The sequence below is a fragment of the Zhihengliuella sp. genome (assembly GCF_031178195.1).
Taxonomy (GTDB): domain Bacteria; phylum Actinomycetota; class Actinomycetes; order Actinomycetales; family Micrococcaceae; genus Zhihengliuella.
In genome coordinates this window covers 247,875-262,725 of record NZ_JAPSJL010000001.1, presented here as the reverse complement: position 1 = coordinate 262,725, position 14,851 = coordinate 247,875, and the positions used below count along the sequence as shown (strand labels likewise).

15 protein-coding genes are annotated in these 14,851 nt (G+C 71.1%); 6 read left to right on the top strand and 9 right to left on the bottom strand.

Going from position 1 to position 14,851, the window contains the following annotated elements; genetic code table 11:
- Positions 1-137: 137 nt before the first annotated feature.
- The gene (locus tag RIN46_RS01150; RefSeq protein WP_309080621.1) at positions 138-1,685 is read left to right on the top strand and encodes a PQQ-binding-like beta-propeller repeat protein; all 1,548 of its coding nucleotides are present in this window, start codon (positions 138-140) and stop codon (positions 1,683-1,685) included.
- Positions 1,686-1,792: 107 nt separating this feature from the next.
- Here the strand turns inward: RIN46_RS01150 and RIN46_RS01145 are convergent, their stop codons facing one another.
- Positions 1,793-2,665 carry an EamA family transporter gene (locus tag RIN46_RS01145; RefSeq protein WP_309080622.1) on the bottom strand — a complete coding sequence of 291 codons (873 nt, stop codon included), beginning with the start codon at positions 2,663-2,665 and terminating at the stop codon, positions 1,793-1,795.
- 195 nt (positions 2,666-2,860) lie between these two features.
- On the opposite strand from RIN46_RS01145, the gene RIN46_RS01140 reads away from it, so the two are divergent.
- Positions 2,861-3,532: an SDR family oxidoreductase gene (locus tag RIN46_RS01140; RefSeq protein ID WP_309080623.1), complete on the top strand. Its 672-nt coding sequence runs from the start codon at positions 2,861-2,863 to the stop codon at positions 3,530-3,532.
- Between the two features lie 180 nt (positions 3,533-3,712).
- On the opposite strand, the gene RIN46_RS01135 is transcribed toward RIN46_RS01140, so the two are convergent.
- A complete protein-coding gene (locus RIN46_RS01135) occupies positions 3,713-4,468 on the bottom strand; it encodes a hypothetical protein (protein WP_309080624.1) in 756 nt (251 codons plus the stop codon).
- On the bottom strand, positions 4,465-5,109 hold the full coding sequence (locus RIN46_RS01130; protein ID WP_309080625.1) for a helix-turn-helix domain-containing protein: 645 nt from the start codon (positions 5,107-5,109) through the stop codon (positions 4,465-4,467). Before RIN46_RS01130 ends, RIN46_RS01135 begins: the two co-directional genes overlap by 4 nt.
- A gap of 207 nt (positions 5,110-5,316) precedes the next feature.
- Here RIN46_RS01130 and RIN46_RS01125 point away from each other — a divergent pair, with 207 nt between their 5' ends.
- The 3 genes from RIN46_RS01125 (at position 5,317) to RIN46_RS01115 (ending at position 8,705) form a co-directional block, all read left to right on the top strand.
- Complete coding sequence (locus tag RIN46_RS01125) at positions 5,317-6,450, top strand: M14 family zinc carboxypeptidase (protein ID WP_309080626.1); 1,134 nt, start codon at positions 5,317-5,319, stop codon at positions 6,448-6,450.
- 98 nt (positions 6,451-6,548) lie between these two features.
- Entirely contained in the window at positions 6,549-7,463 is a 915-nt protein-coding gene (locus RIN46_RS01120) for a LysR family transcriptional regulator (RefSeq protein WP_309080627.1), read from the top strand.
- 240 nt (positions 7,464-7,703) lie between these two features.
- Positions 7,704-8,705 (top strand): FUSC family protein, encoded by a 1,002-nt coding sequence (locus RIN46_RS01115; RefSeq protein ID WP_309080628.1) that lies wholly within the window; start codon positions 7,704-7,706, stop codon positions 8,703-8,705.
- A 55-nt stretch (positions 8,706-8,760) separates the two neighbouring features.
- Here the strand turns inward: RIN46_RS01115 and RIN46_RS01110 are convergent, their stop codons facing one another.
- The 5 genes from RIN46_RS01110 to ykgO form a co-directional block, all read right to left on the bottom strand.
- Complete coding sequence (locus RIN46_RS01110; RefSeq protein WP_309080629.1) at positions 8,761-9,132, bottom strand: DUF4440 domain-containing protein; 372 nt, start codon at positions 9,130-9,132, stop codon at positions 8,761-8,763.
- 25 nt (positions 9,133-9,157) lie between these two features.
- The gene (locus tag RIN46_RS01105; protein ID WP_309109431.1) at positions 9,158-9,808 is read right to left on the bottom strand and encodes a hypothetical protein; all 651 of its coding nucleotides are present in this window, start codon (positions 9,806-9,808) and stop codon (positions 9,158-9,160) included.
- Entirely contained in the window at positions 9,805-11,904 is a 2,100-nt protein-coding gene (locus tag RIN46_RS01100) for an alpha/beta hydrolase (protein WP_309080631.1), read from the bottom strand. Before RIN46_RS01100 ends, RIN46_RS01105 begins: the two co-directional genes overlap by 4 nt.
- On the bottom strand, positions 11,901-12,203 hold the full coding sequence (locus tag RIN46_RS01095) for a hypothetical protein (RefSeq protein WP_309080632.1): 303 nt from the start codon (positions 12,201-12,203) through the stop codon (positions 11,901-11,903). The genes RIN46_RS01100 and RIN46_RS01095 overlap by 4 nt, the downstream gene beginning before the upstream one ends.
- Positions 12,204-12,314: 111 nt before the next feature.
- Positions 12,315-12,437 carry a type B 50S ribosomal protein L36 gene (ykgO, locus tag RIN46_RS01090; RefSeq protein WP_309080633.1) on the bottom strand — a complete coding sequence of 41 codons (123 nt, stop codon included), beginning with the start codon at positions 12,435-12,437 and terminating at the stop codon, positions 12,315-12,317.
- 141 nt (positions 12,438-12,578) lie between these two features.
- On the opposite strand from ykgO, the gene RIN46_RS01085 reads away from it, so the two are divergent.
- Positions 12,579-13,727, top strand: a complete 1,149-nt coding sequence (locus tag RIN46_RS01085; protein WP_309080634.1) for a GTP-binding protein — start codon at positions 12,579-12,581, stop codon at positions 13,725-13,727.
- Between the two features lie 97 nt (positions 13,728-13,824).
- On the opposite strand, the gene RIN46_RS01080 is transcribed toward RIN46_RS01085, so the two are convergent.
- A complete protein-coding gene (locus tag RIN46_RS01080) occupies positions 13,825-14,838 on the bottom strand; it encodes an iron-siderophore ABC transporter substrate-binding protein (protein ID WP_309080635.1) in 1,014 nt (337 codons plus the stop codon).
- Positions 14,839-14,851 lie beyond the last annotated feature (13 nt).

The following is a 14,851-nucleotide window of genomic DNA, read 5'->3' as shown; positions in this document are numbered from 1 at the left end:
CCGTCCCTTCCAGCACTGTCCCTTCCAGCACCGTCCCTTCCAGGACCGCCCCGCACCGTACCGTCCCCGGTGTCCGTCCCACCGGGGCGGGCCGCCGTTCCCGCGTTCGACGACGGTCCGGTGTACGACGGGGCTCCGTGCCCGGTGTGCGGGCGGCGGTCGCCGCAGTCCTCGGCCTGGCGGGGGTGCTGGCATTCGCCGGCTGCGGGCCGAGCGAGGAGGAGCGCGCCGCGGCGGCCGAGCAGCGCCGGCTCGAGGCGTCGGCCGAGCTCGTCTGGGAGTCCGGCGACCAGTTGATGAGCGATCTGGTGTGGGTGGACGACGTCGTGCTGGCGTATGTCGCCGACCGCGGTCAGATGCAGTTGCTCGCCCGGGAGGTGGCCACTGGCGAGGAGCTGTGGCGGGAGCCGGCGCTGTTCGGATCGCGGGACGGCGGCCGGGTCCCCGCCGTCGCCACCGTCGAGCGGGACGGCGAGACCTACGCCGCCTACTACGCGCCGGTCGACGACGGCCCGGGCGAGCTGCGCGTCGTCGCCGCGGCCAGCGGTGAGCGCGTGGGCGTCGCCCGGGCGCAGCCGGCCTATGCCAGCATGCCCGAGGACTGCGGCGAGACGTTCTGCGCCCGGGCCTCGTGGTGGTACGCCACCAGCCCGGATCGGGGCAGTTGGTCCCCGGACACGCACGTGGCCTTCGACTGGGAGCTCGGCCGCTGGCAGAACCACGACCCGGCCGAGCGCGAGATCCCGCTCGTCGACCGAGGCGCGTGGATGCTGGGGGACCGGCTCTCGGTGTCGCCGGGCACGGATGCTGAGGCAGCCGAGCTCGGCTACGGCCGCGACGGGGAGATCGCGTGGACGCGGACGTACTCCGAGGTCTTCGGGGACGGCTACGAGCTCGAGGCCGGATGGGGCTGGTACGACTCCGAGGGCTCGCCGCTCGTCGGCACGGCGTTCGGGCACTTCGAGACCTCCGAGGACGGCACCACCACGGTCTTCGACTTGCCCGCGGTAGAGAGGACAGTGCGGCTCGACCGCGAGACCGGGGAGACGCTCTGGTCGGTGCCGGGGACGTCGCGCTGCGAGGAATCCCGCCTCGACGAGGAGCTGCAGGTCCTCGTGGTGTGCGGGTATGCCGAGGGCACGCTGACGCGCACCGATACAGACGAGGGACCGGATCTCGCCGAAGAAGGCGTGGTCGCCTACGTCGCGGGGATCGATCTGGAGACAGGCGACGAGCTGTGGCGCGTCGAGACGGGGACGACCGTCCTGGACGCGATCGACGGCCGCCCCCTGATCGCCCCCGGAGCCGAACACGTGCAGCTCGTGGACGCTGCTGGAGAGGCCCTCGCCGTCTCGATGGAATCCGGGAAACGGTCGCCACTCGCGGAGGCCTTCGAGGAGACCGTGATCTGCACGGCGCCGCGAGAGAGTCTCGAAGTTCGCCGGTTCTCCGCCAGCCGTGGCTCCGGGACCTGGAGCCGTGGAGACGACCTCGTCACTCCGCCGCGCGCCGACGCGTCCTTCGCCTGCAACCGCGAGGACCGTGCGGTCGCCGAGGCGGCGCCGACGGTCGGCGAGCTGCGCCGGGTCGGCCACCGGAACGAGGAGTACGTCGTCCTCGGCGCCACCGACGGCATGGTGGGCTACCGTCTGCCGGAGTCGGAGGCGGCGACCAGCGACACGTGAGCGGACCGGGCCGAGGCGCCGCCCCTCGGGAGACGCAGCCCCTCGGGAGGGGTAGTCCTCCGGAACTGGCCGGCCCTGGGCGGTGCAACCCTCGGGACGAGCTGAGGTTAGGCCGGGTGGGCCGGGCGGTTGCTGGACCGGACGGCCCCCAGGCAGGCGGCGACGACGAGCAGCATGGCGACCAGGTCGGGAAGCTCGAGCTGCTGATGCAGCACCACCAGGGCCGAGAGCGCGGCGACGACCGGCGAGAGGCACGTGATCATCGCGAAGAGGGAGGCGGGCAGCGTGCGCAGGGTGTGCATCTCGATCCCGTACGGCAAGGCGGAGGAGAGGATCGCGATGCCCACGCCGATCGCCAGCACCTCCGGCCGGAGCAGGGCCGTGCCGGCGGTGGCGAAGCCGATCGGGACCGTGCCGAGACTGCCGATCACCATGGCGATGGCCAGCCCCTGCACACCGGGCAGGTGCCGGCCGGCGCGCTGGTTGGTCAGGATGAACCCGGCCCAGCACGCCGCCGCCCCCAGGGCGCAGAGGACGCCCACCGGATCGAGGCCGTCGGCGGCGTCGAACCCGTCGCGGCCCAGGATCACGATGCCCGTCAGGGAGAGTCCGGCCCAGAGGAGGCCGATGAGCCGCCGGCCGGCGATGACGGACAGCGCGAGCGGCCCGAGCACTTCGAGGGTCACGGCGACGCCCTGTGGGATCCGCCCGAACGCCTCGTAGATCAGCGAGTTCATGGCCGCCATGGTCAGGCCGAGCCCGGCCACCGCCGTCCACGCCGCCCGGTCCATCGAGCGGAAGGTGCTCCAGCGCGGCCGCGTGAAGAGCAGGAGCAGCAGGGCCGCGAACCCGAACCGCATCGCGACGACGCCCTGGGCCATCACCTCCGGGTAGATGGTCACCGCGATGGAGGCACCGAGCTGCTGGCAGAAGAGGGAGACCAGGACCAGCAGGACGGCGGGCGAATAGATGCTTGTCACGCCCCTACTGTAGAGGCCGGCGAGGAGGTCGGCCGGGCAGGATGCGCCGGTGCGGTGACGCGTGCCGCGACTCCCGGCTCGCGGCCCGGCGAGGTGCCGGAACCGCCCCGGGAACTCCCAGCGAATAAGCCTTGCGCCCGGCCGCCGCGACTGCTGTCCTGAAAGCAAGCGGTTCTGCGAAAGGCAGTGGTGATCGTGAGAGTTGCAGTGATTGGAGCGGCCGGCGGAGTAGGCAGCAGGCTGTGCAGAATTCTGACGGAACGCGGCGACGAGGCCGTCGGCGTCTTCCGACGGGCGGAGCAGGCGGAGATCGTCTCCGGGGCTGGCGCCGCGGGACACCAGTTCGACCTCGTGGACGGGTCCGACGACGACCTCGAGGAGATCCTCGAGGGGTGCGACGCCGTCGTCTTCACCGCCGGAGCCCACGGCACGGGCGAGGACCAGACCACGCTGATCGACGGCAAGGGGCTCGAGAAGGCCCTGCGGGCCGCGCAGGAGGCCAAGGTCTACCGCGTGGTGGTGGTCTCGGCGATGCCGGAGGCCGCGCGCGGTCGCGAGACGACGCCGTCGTTCGAGCACTACATGCGGACCAAGAAGCGCGGCGACATCATCGCCACGACCTCGGGTCTCGACTGGGTGGTGGTGCGGCCGGGCCGGTTGACCAACGACGACGGCAACGGCCGGGTGACGGCCGGGCTCGCGGTCGAGTACGGCGAGATCCCGCGCGACGACGTCGCTCTGTTCCTCGCCGAGGTGGTCCGCACGCCGGAGCTGTCGCGGGCGATCGTCGAGGTGACGCGCGGCCCGGAGACCGTCCAGGAGGCGGTCGGCACCGTGGTGGAGCTCCTGAACCAGGAACTGCCGTAGACGAGGCAGACGCGCGGCGTCACTCGGCGCGGACGTGGACGCGCGCCGTTGACGGCTGGGCGGCATCGTCATCGGTGGGGAGTCGGGGATCGTCGTGGCGGCACTGCTCCGCCGCGCACTATAGCGGACTTTTGGGGGCAGAAGACCCGGCGGGACGTCTGAAGGGTATAAGTTCATCCGTCATTTGAGTTTCAGGTTCGGATCCGTGCTGTTCCAGCCGCGGGCAATTGAACGTAGCCGCTGGAGAGCGGCTCGTCCCTCGGGGAATGCGCCGACGAGCTTCGGCGAGGCCTCAAGTGATTCGAGGAGCTTCGCCAGATGGGCCTTCTCCGCCGGAGAAAAGTCGACACCTCTAACGTCAGCGGCCCGTAGGCGGGATAGCAGTGACAGTGCATCCGAGAGATGTCTCTCCCACTTCGGATCGTCGTTGATTCGAAGGGCGGCTGCCTTGCCGATGAGGCAACCCAAGAAGGACGTGACGTTGATGTTCCCCGTCTTTCCGCCGATGGAGACCGAACGGACCTCGGAACGGGCCAAGGCCTGCTGAGTTCCAGGTGCTTCGATGGTCGTTCCACCCGTGACGCCCGTTCGCCTAGCTGTCCGTTCGCCCGTCCACCGTGGGATGAGCACGTCGATGGCTGCATCTCCCCGGGTCCATCGATGCTGATGGCCATCGGGACTCTCTCCAGCCGACTCGAATCCGAGGCGTACCAGGCCGCCAGTGAAGACCGAGAGCATATCCGATCGTTCTCGAACATCGAGCGCGGCATCGGCGTCCTCGGTCGCTCGAACCACGGGACCGCTCCGATCGATGGTGTGCAGGAAGACGGCTTGTCCCCCGATCAAGGTCCAGCCGATAGGCATCATTTCGTAAATCTCGAATAGTGCATGCCAGGCGGCCACCTGCTGCGAGGGTGCATCAGGGAGTTCGATCATGACAGTAGCGATCGGATCAGGGTGCGGGCGGCCGCCGTCTCACGCGTGCCGTAGTGGTCGGCTAGGTCCGCAGCGACCATTGCCAGTGGCACGGTCGAGGGGCGTCCCGGTAGGGCGCGCAGTGTCACGTTGGGACGATGCGAGGCGTCGTCCACGAGCAGCCATTCGTTGACGAGATTCGGGAGGTCGTCCGGTCCCACGTATGCATCGACCTCGTGTCCTGACTGCAACGTGGAACTCGGGTGGGAGACGCCGGTCAGCGTCAGGCGATCATCGCGTCGCAATTCCGAAAGGTCCGCTGGATCTGCGCGGTACGAGTGCTTCGGTGCCCGGACGGCGAACCAATCGGCGAGGAGGCGCTCGGGTCTCTCGGATTCTCCGAGACGAGAGGCCAACTGCCGGAACCGTGAGCGCAGGTAGGCTGGCACGTCATCCTGTCCTTCGAGCCAGCTCGCCAGAGCCCACGCATTCTTGGGGCTCAAGGGTCGCCGCGTGCGGGGTTGACGATTGACCGCTTCCTCTTCGATCAACCACTGATGACCGGCCCGTCTAGCGGGCAGTTGACCGGACTCGGCTAGTTGGCGAACCCTCCGAGGAGTGATGCCGGCTCTCTCCGCAAACTCGGAAACAGTGATCTCCATAGCACTAGTCTACCGATGTCGGTAGACTAGTGCTACAGATGCAGAGCGTGCAGCCGGCATTGACGGCGGTGTGAGCCACTGCATAGGCTCGCGTGAGTCCTTGGGAGAACCCAACGGGTGAGGTCGCCCGGCTGTTTCCGCGAGGGTGCGGACGCAGCGGACGGAAGCGCGGCCCCCTCGACGCGGCCGCCCGCTAAGGAGATCCACTTGAGCCACCAGATGAACCGACGTCGTTTCACGTCCCTCGCCGCAGCGGCGGCCCTCTCCGTCGCCCTCCCGACCTCCCTGGCCGGACCGGCGCTCGCCGGGCCCGAGTTCCCGTCGCCCGAGGGGCGCACCAGCACGGCCAGCCTCATGACGTACGACAGCATGATCGCCGAGCTCGCCCGGCTGGAGCGGACCAGCCGCTACGGCCTCGACGTCTTCACCCTCGCGGAGGCGGGCACGGCGCACAGCACCTCCGAGCAGGGCCGCGACCTCTACGTCGCCACCATCGGCTCCGGCCCGGAGAACGTCTGGCTGCAGGGCCGCATCCACGGCAACGAGCCCTACGGCGGCGAGTCCCTGATGGCCTTGCTGAAGGAGCTCAGCAGCAACGGCTCGGCGACGTACCGGACGCTGCGGGAGAAGTACACGTTCCACGTGATCCCCATGTACAACCCGGACGGCTCGGAGCTGAACATCCGCCACACCGTGCTGCAGGACGGCTCCGAGGAACGGATCGACCTCAACCGCGACTGGATGGACGGGAAGTTCGTCGCCGCCGAGTCGGAGGCGTTCTACGAGTACTGGACCAGAGTGGACCCGGCCTTCGGCATCGACATCCACCACCAGGGCCTCAAGCGCGAGCACGGCACGGACGACGCCGTCACGCTCTCGCTCGGCATCTCGCTCGCCCCGGGCGGACCGACGCTCCCGACCCTGGCCGACGGTGCCTACGACGTCCTGACGCGCCAGATGCAGGTCCACGTGTACGACGAGCTCTCGCGGTACGGCTACGTCAACATCGACCGTTACCAGGTGAGCGGCAGCTACGAGATCGACATCCACGGCGGCGTCACCTCGGCCATGATGCTCGGCCTCAACCACAACGGGCTCAACCCGGAGGGCCACTCCAACCCCATGGTCTTCTTCGAGACCAGCGGCAACTCGAGCGACGGGAGCCTCGGCCAGAAGGCCCGCGGCCGCTCGATCCAGCAGAACGTGCGCGCCCTCGAGGCGCTGCTGACGGGCATGGCCACGGGCGCCGTCCAGCAGGAGGACCCGGAGCGCTGGGAGGAGATCCCGCACGCGCCGACCACCGCCTATCTGACCGACTCCGGCATCGTTCCCAAGCCGTAGCCGCCGGGGGGCGTCGGCGGACGCCCCCGCCCGGGACCACGACGACGGCGTCGCCGGCCGCACTGCCGCCCGCGCCGGCGTCGTGGTCCAATGTCAGGGTGTTGTTCCGCCAGCTCGAGTACTTCGTCGCCCTCGCCCGTGAGCGCCACTTCGCCCGCGCCGCGAGTGCCTGCTTCGTCTCGCAGCCGGCCCTCTCCGAGGCCGTCCGCAAGCTCGAGCGCGAGCTCGGCGTCCCCCTGGTCCGCCGCGGGCACAGCTTCCACGGGCTGACCCCGGAGGGCGAGCGCGTCCTGCTCTGGGCCCGCCGGATCCTCGCCGACCACGACTCGCTGCGCGACGAGGTCACCGCACTGCAGCAGGGGATCACCGGCGAGCTGCGCCTCGGCGTGGTGCCCGCGGCGTCGACCGTCGCGGCCCTGCTCACCGACCCCTTCTGCGCGGCGCACCCGCTGGTGCGGGTGTCGCTGGAGACGAGCCTGCGCTCGGGCGACGTGGTCGAGCGCGTCCGTGACTTCGAGCTCGACGCCGGCATCGTCTACCTGGGCGACGACGGCGGCGAGGACGACGGCGTGCGCGTGCGGACGCTCTACCGGGAGCGCCAGGTGCTCATCGCGGGCGACGCGCTGGTGCCGGAGCAGGGCGCGCCCCGCGAGTGGGCGGAAGCGCTCGGCCTGCCGTTGTGCCTGCTCAAACCCGGGATGCGCGGTCGGCAGACGCTCGATGCCGCGCTCACCGAGCGCGGCCTGAGCGCGGCCCCGCGGATCGAGACGGACTCCGTGGCCACGCTGCTGGCGCATGTGGCGACCGGCCGCTGGGCGAGCGTGGTCCCGGAGCCGTGGCTGGCGGCCCTGCCCGTGCCCGCGGGCATCCGCGTGCATCGGCTGGCCGGTCCGCCCGTGGGCGGCCGCGTGGCGCTGGTGGCGAGCGCGGCGGAGCCGGCGTCGGTGCTGACCCGGGCGTTCTTCGAGGTGGCCGGACGGGTCGATAGGCTGCGCGAATTCTCTCGGGACTGATCCCGCTTCTGACGTGGTGTTCCGCCGTCAAGGCGACGACGGTCGCGCTCGCTCGATAGGAACTGCCTATCGGGTGATCGGCCTCCGGTCTTGGACGCGGGCCGGGCCGCCGACGGAGGATGGGAGGACCCGAGCAGTCCCGCACCACCGCGGCGCGGGCCCGATCGAAGGAGAGTCCGCCGTGGCCCAAGCCGCCCGCCCCCGCTGCTGCGGAGCCGTCCCCGGCCGCGCCGGCGCCTGATGCTCCGGGCCATCCGACAGACCGACCACCGTCCTGCTCTGCGCGTCGGGATCGGGCTCGCCGTGCCCGGGGCGGTCCTGCTCGCGGCAGGACGCCCCGAGCTGCTCGTCTACGCGGTCTTCGGCTCGTTCGTCGGCATGTTCGGGCGCGGCCAGCCGCCCGGCGCCCGGCTCCGTCAGCAGGCGATCGCCACGGTCCGACTGGGCGTCGCCGTCGTCGTCGGCCTGGTTCTGGCCTGGTACGACGCCGATCCCCGCGCCATCGCGCTGTGCACGGTGCTCTACGCGGCGGCCGCCTCGTGGGCGGCCGAGCGCGTGGGGCTCCGCCCGGCCGTCCCCTTCTTCGGCGTGCTGGGCCTCGGGTCGCTGGCGGCCCTGCCGCAGAGCCAGGTGGACCTGCTCCTGGCGCTGGCGATCTACGGCGCCACCGCCGCGCTCTCGCTGGGCATCGGGCAGCTGACCCGCCTGGGGATCCTCGGCACCCGCCGGGTGGTGCCCGGGCCCGGCTCGGCGCCGCCGGTCGAGGCCGCGGAGGCGCGCTGGCGGGCCCTGGGGTACGGGGTCTCCGTCGCTCTGGCCTCCGCCGCCGCCCTCGGGTTCGGCGTCGGCCACGTCGGCTGGGCGGCGGCCGCGGCCACCGTGCCGCTGGCCGCGGCGACGCTGCGGGGGAGGGTCGGCCGCGGCATCGAGTGCTTCGTCGGCACCGTCGCCGGGCTCGTGATCGCGGCGCTCCTGCTGCTGCCCGCGTTCCCCCTGACGGTCAAGGCGTTGCTCGTGATCGTGCTGCTGGTGCCCACGGAGTCGTTCATGGCGAAGAACTACGGGCTCGCGCTCGGCTTCTTCACGCCCCTGATCCTGCTCATGACGGACCTCTCGGCACCGGCCACGCCGCTGCAGCTGGTCTCGGACCGGCTGATTGGGACGGGCTTGGGCGTGGTCGCCGGGATCGCCGTCGCCGCGCTGCTGCACCCCTACGAGGGCCGCGGTGGCCGCCGGGGCTGATCCCCTGCGACCCCCAGGCAGGGGAGGCGGCGCGCCAGTCTGGACGCGCGGTGCGTCAGTGGGTCTCGGTCGTCTGCTGGTAGAGCGCCAACCGCGGGACGCCGTCGACCACGCGGTACGTGCTGGCCATGAGGGCGGTGAAGGGCTCGTCCTGCCCCTCGCGCGTCGCCCGTGCCCGGTACACCAGGGCAGTAGCGTCCTCGCCGACGGGGATGCGACGCGGCTCGTCGATCGAGTACTCGGCCCAGGGCGGTGCCTCGTCGAGCGTGGCGGCGATCGTTCCCCGGTCCATGACGGCGCCGTTGACCAGGATCATCAGGGCCTCCTCCGTCATGAGGTCACCGTAGAAGGAACCGCCGCGCGAGCTGCAGAGCGCCTGCCAGCCGCGGTGCTCGAGCTCCAGGAGCGTGTCCAGTGAGAGTTCCATGGTTCGCAGCGTATCGAGTGCCCGGTCAGCTGTGAATGCCCCAGCGCGAGGGCTTCGGCGCCGACTGCGGGGCGTCGTCGCCGGTCTCTAGGGCCGCGTCGCGCGCCTGGTCGAGCGCGTCGCGCAGGCTCTCGTCGTTGGAGCAGACGGTCTCGTACTGCACCATGGTCCGCTCCGGGCCGGCCTGGATCGCCACCATCCGCCCATCCGGCAGCCCGGCGCCCACGTAGGCGTCCTCGTCGAGGACGCCATTGCGGTCCTCGGGAGTGCTGGGGATGCCGAGTTCGGCGAGGATCCGCTCGGCCTCGAGGATGAAGGCCTCAGGATCTTCGATTCCGCCGCCCTCCAGGGCCGGTGCCAGACGCAGCGTCCCGCTCGACCCGCAGGACGCGGGCGCCAGGGCATCGATGCGCGCGAAGAACTCCTCCTTCTCCGTCGCGCCGGGCACGATCTCGTGCAAGGCACCCAGGACGCGCTTCGCATCGGCGCGCAGTTCCTCGATCGTGGGGTTCTCCGACATCTCGGCTCCTGTCTCGGTGGTGGTCTCGGGGCCCGTCGTGCCCGGGGCGATGCAGCCGGTCAGCGCGGCAGCGCCCAGGAGCAGGACAGCGGCGGTTCGGATCGCGCGGGACATGCCCCCAGCGTAGGGCGTCAGCCCGGCGTCGCCGTCGCTCACGTGACCTTGTCCTTCGCCCAGCCCCACGCGTCGCTGATCCCCTCGGCGGCGTCCTCGCCGCGGTCCTCGACCCAGTCGCCGGTGGCTTCGGCTCCGTCGACGAGGTCGTCTTTGCGGTCGCCGAGCCATTCGCCGGTGGCTTCGGCCCCATCGACGAGGTCGTCTTTGCGGTCGCCGAGCCATTCGCCGGTGACGCGGACTCCCTCGGCGACGTGATCCTGCAGTGCGGCGATCCACTCGTCGGTCTGCGTGGCCGTATGGAGGAGCTCGAGGTGGTCTTTCGGGTCCCGGTCGTAGCGGCTCTCGTCGATGTAGTCGATGCTCTCCGCCTTCCCGTCCAGGATCCGGGTGATGCTGTTGTACGACTGGCCGCGCTCCTCGAGGTAGCCCCAGTCGTCGTCCTCGGGGGAGGTCGCCTGGTCGTGCACGTTCCCCACCTTGCCGGGGACGTTGCCCTCGCCGTCGGAGGAGAACGTGTAGGCGCCGAACTCCTCCGCCGTCGGCGAGAGCCGCTCGGAGGCGATCTGCCCCAGTGCCGCCCACGGGTCGTCGTAGGCCATCGTCGCGTACACCTGCGGGCGCCCCTCGTCGTTGCGCTTGACGTTGAAATCGCTGGCATGGTCGGCGACCTTCGGGTCGATGCCGGCGGAGCCGTACATCACGTACCGGTCGACGGCGTGCTCGGTCTGCGTCAGGCCGGCGGCCGCCGTCGTGGTGCCGTACGAGTGGGCGATCACGTTGGTCGTCGGGACGTCCCCGTGGTGGTCCCGGGTCTCGTGGAACCCGTCCAGGAAGTGCGCCAGCTGCATGCCGCCGGTATTCGCGTGGTCGTTGCGCAGCACCTCGGTGGAGGTCGTGCCGGACTCGAGGCCGTACCAGCCGGGCTTGTCCGGGCTGTCGTAGCCCAGCCACGTCACGACGGCGCGGTCCCCCGTCAGGCCGTTGTAGACGCCCTGGGCGTTGTCTACCTCGCCGTCCATGTTGTGGGTCCCGCTGCCCATGCCGGAGACGGAGACCGTGACGTCGTCCGCGGTGTCCAGATTGCCGATCGACACGGAGGCGAGCGCCCGGCCCGACGCCGGGTCGTCCGGGATCAGGTGGGTCAGGTAACGGCGGCCGGGGTCCGCGGAGGTGTCGCCCTCGGCGAGGGCGTCGGCGATCGAGTCGAAGGCCTTCCGCTGCTCCGCGGTGTAGGCCGGATCGTCGAGCACCAGCTTGAGCGTGCGGACGTTGGCAGCGGAGCGGTCCGTGTAGGGGACGCCGTTGGTATTGCCGACCAGAGCCGGGAGGGCGAGGCCGAGCGCGGCCTGCTGGGCGGGGGAGAGCCCGTCCCACCAGGCGGCGCCGTGGTTGCCGGAGGGGAAGCCGTTCCCGACGGCGGGCTCGGTGGGCAGCGGCGGCGGGGTCACGCGCGCCTCCGGGTGGATGGCGCCGAAGGCGGCGATCTCGTCCTCGTTCAGCTTCGCGAGATGCGCGTAGTACGCCTCGACGTCGTCCGGCGTCGCGTTGCCGGCGGTCGCCAGCCTGTACAGCCGCGCTGCCTCGCCGATGCGGGTGGAGTTGGTGCCGTAGTCGAAGTGCGCCCCCGTGTTGGTGCTGATCCGGGCGATCCCCTCGACGGCGGTGTTGAACGTCTGCTGGGCCTGCGCCCAGTCGCCGGCGATCACGTCGAACTCGTCCTGCAGGTTGTTCTCGGCGACCGTGTGCTGCACGTCGTAGCCGGGCGCGGCCTGAGCGGGGTGGTTCCGCTTGAAAGCGGACTCGGCGTTCGGCTGGGTGGTGCCCGTGAAGGTCTTCCGGCGCTGGTTGAGGTCGTCGACCTCGTCGGCGAGGGCGATGGCCGCGGCCTTCAGCGTCGTCAGGTTGTCGGCCAGCTGCCCGGCGTCGGTCACGGCGGGCTTCAGCGCGGCCGCGAGGGTCTCCGCGCCGGGGCCCTCGTAGTGGTTCTGCACCCGGCCCCAGCGGGTGCCGGCGGTCGTCACCTCGGTGTCGAATCCGTCGCCGACGGTCTTCAGGGAGCGGGCCGCCGTGCGGAGGGGTCCGCTGTCCTCGGGAAGCGTGTCCAGTCCGGAGTAGTCGATGGTGAAGAGGCTCATCGGGCGTCCAGCCTCGCCGCGTCGGCCATGTCCTCGTCGCCCTCGGCGATCGCGACGCTGACGCCCCAGCCGGCGCCGACCGCGTTCTCGCAGCGGACCACGGTGGCGCGGGCGTCCGGCAGGATCACATCCGCACCGCACGTCTCCACGGTCCCGCCGCAGTCGGTGCCGTCGAGCGCGAGCTTGAGGTCGGCGACGGCGTCCTCGATCGCCAGGACATGCGCCGGCAGGTCCAGGACGACGTCGTCGCACGAGCGCAGCGAGTTGTTGAACTCGGGCTGGTCGAGACGGTAGCGCATGAGGTCTCCGAGGGTCGGCGGACGGGGCGGTCGAGTCCAACCGTAGAGCGGTCGAGGCTCCGGCACCATGGGGAGAGCTGCCCATGGTGCCGGGGACCGCCGACGTCGGGTTCAGCCCTGGCGCGCCTTCAGCCGGGGGTTCTTCTTGTTGATGACGAACACCCGCCCGCGGCGGCGGACGATCTGCGACCCGGGCTGCTGCTTCAGGGCCTTGAGCGAGTTGCGGACCTTCATGATGATTCCCTTCCCTTCAATTGCGAATGATTCTCATTCTATGCTTAGCTCGATGAAGAATGCACGATCAGTGGAAACGGCACGATCGGTCGGGCACGCGCGCTCGGCCGGGGCGTACGCCAGAAGAGGGGAAGGAAACGGATGGGCCAGGTGAAGACGGTGTTGGTGGTCGGTGCCTGCGCGCCGGAGCGGCACGAGCACGCCTCGGCGATCGCCCGGGCCCGCGGCGCGACGATCGTCCGGCCGGAAGGGCCCGGCGGCTCGGTGCTCGGCGGCCCGGTGCTCGACGGCTCGGTGCTCCGGGGCTCGGCGGCCAGCGCTTCGACGCCGGGCGAGGCGGGCCCGTCCCGCCGGCTGCCCCGGTGGCTCGACGATCTCGCGGCCACGCTGCACGTCGCCGCCGGGCGCGACGACGTGCGGGGGATCGTCGTCGACCTGCCCGCGGAGGTGCCCGTCCTCGACGCAATCGGCCTCTTCGACGGCGACGGCTCGCCCGGGCCGGTGGCCGACGTCGTCTGCGTGGTGGACGCCGCGCACCTGCTGGAGGACCTGTTCGACGGCGAGTACCTGCCCGGGTTCGTTGCCCGGGCCCTGCTTGCCGTGCGCCAGATCGAGTTCGCCACCGTCGTGGCGGTCACCAACTGGAGCGGGTTGACCGGGCCCGACGTCTCGCTGGTCGTGAGCCTGATCAGCCACCTCAACCCCACGGCGCACCTGGAGCTTGACGTCCAGCGGTGGCTCGACGACGACCGTCGCGGCGCACCCAATACGCCGACCGGGCTGCGGCCGGGGTGGATCCGCCGTCTGAACTCGGACCACCCCAGCTCCTTCGCGCCGCGCATCCGCGACGAGCGGGTCTCGACCCTGCGCTACGACTCGGTACGGCCCTTCCACCCCGAGCGGTTGCGGGTGGCGCTGGACGAGCTGGAGCGGGGCGGGTCGGACCGGGGCAGCCCGGAACTGGGCGGGTCGGAGCGGGGCGGCGCGGGCCGGGTGGTGCGCTCGGCGGGGTTCGCGCGCCTGGCCACCCGGTCCGGCATCACGGCGCAGTGGGAGCACGTCGGCCGCATGTTCGACCTGCTGCCGCTCGAGGAGGACGGCGCGGCCGAGGAGCCGCTGTGCGTGGGGCAGGATCTGATCCTCACTGGCATCGGGCTGGACGAGGAACGTCTGCGCCGACTGCTCGACGCCGCCGTCCTGACCGACGACGAGCTCCTCGCCGGGCCCCGGGAGTGGGCCGGTTTCCACGATCCGTTCCCGGCCTGGGTCCACGTCCGCGACCGCGCCTGAGGGATTCCCGCCCAGAGACGACGGAGCCCGCAGCCGCCGGGGCGGCTGCGGGCTCCGTGGGGTCCGGTGGCGGGTGCTGCCGGCGGTCGCGTCCGGGCTACTGCTCCAGCTGCGGGTCGACGCCGAAGTGCTCGGCGAGCTGCGTCACGACCTCGTTGGCGCCCTGGATGCTGACGGAGGAGAGGAAGACGCTGTCGTCGACCTCGAGGATGTCGCCGGTCAGCTGCGAGTAGAGCGGGTTGGAGCGGAACCGGTCGCGCTGCTCCACCGACGCCTCGCCCTCGGCGCCGCCGGGGTTCCAGGTGGACTCCATGATGAGGCCGGCGTCGGCCTCGAGGATCTGCTCGGTGGACAGCGCCACCATGATCTCCTCCTCGGAGTCCGGCTGGCCCTCCGGCCGCGGGACGCCCATGTCCGCCATGATCTCGCCGATGAACGAGTTCGACGAGTACAGACGCGCGGTGTCCTCGCCGGCGAACCGGATGAGAGAGTACGTGGCCTCGGGGTCCTTCTCGAGGATCGCGGCACCGACGGCGGCCGCACGCTCCTCGTAGTCGGCAACGGCCTGCTCGGCCTCCGTCTTCTTGCCGATGGCCTCGCCCAGGAGCACCACGTTCTCCTTCCAGGTCGGGCCCGTGGACTCGGACATGACGGTGGGGGCGATCTTGTTCAGCTGGTCGTACATGGCGCCCTGGCGGACGTCGGCGGTGATGATCAGGTCCGGCTCGGCCTCCAGGATCTTCTCCAGGTCCGGCTCGGCGATGGTGCCCACGTTGACGGCCTCGTCGGTCAGCTCGCTCACGTCGCCCAGGTACTCGGGGAACGGGTTGCTGCCCTGGCGGTACTGGGTGTAGGCGACGAGCTCGGCGCCCAGCAGCATGGTCGCGTCCACGTAGCTGGGGTCCAGTGCGGCGATGCGCAGCGGCTGCTCGGGGATCTCCGTGCTGCCGCGGAAGTGCTCCACCGTCTTGGGGAATTCGGCGGCCTCGGCGCTGCTGGCGGAAGCCGGAGCGTCGGACGCGTCGCCGGCGGTGGAGCCGCCGCCGCAGGCGGTCAGTCCCAGGAGCGCGGCCGCGGCGACCGCCGCGATGGCCAAGCGGGTCTTCTTCATACTGGTTCTCCTC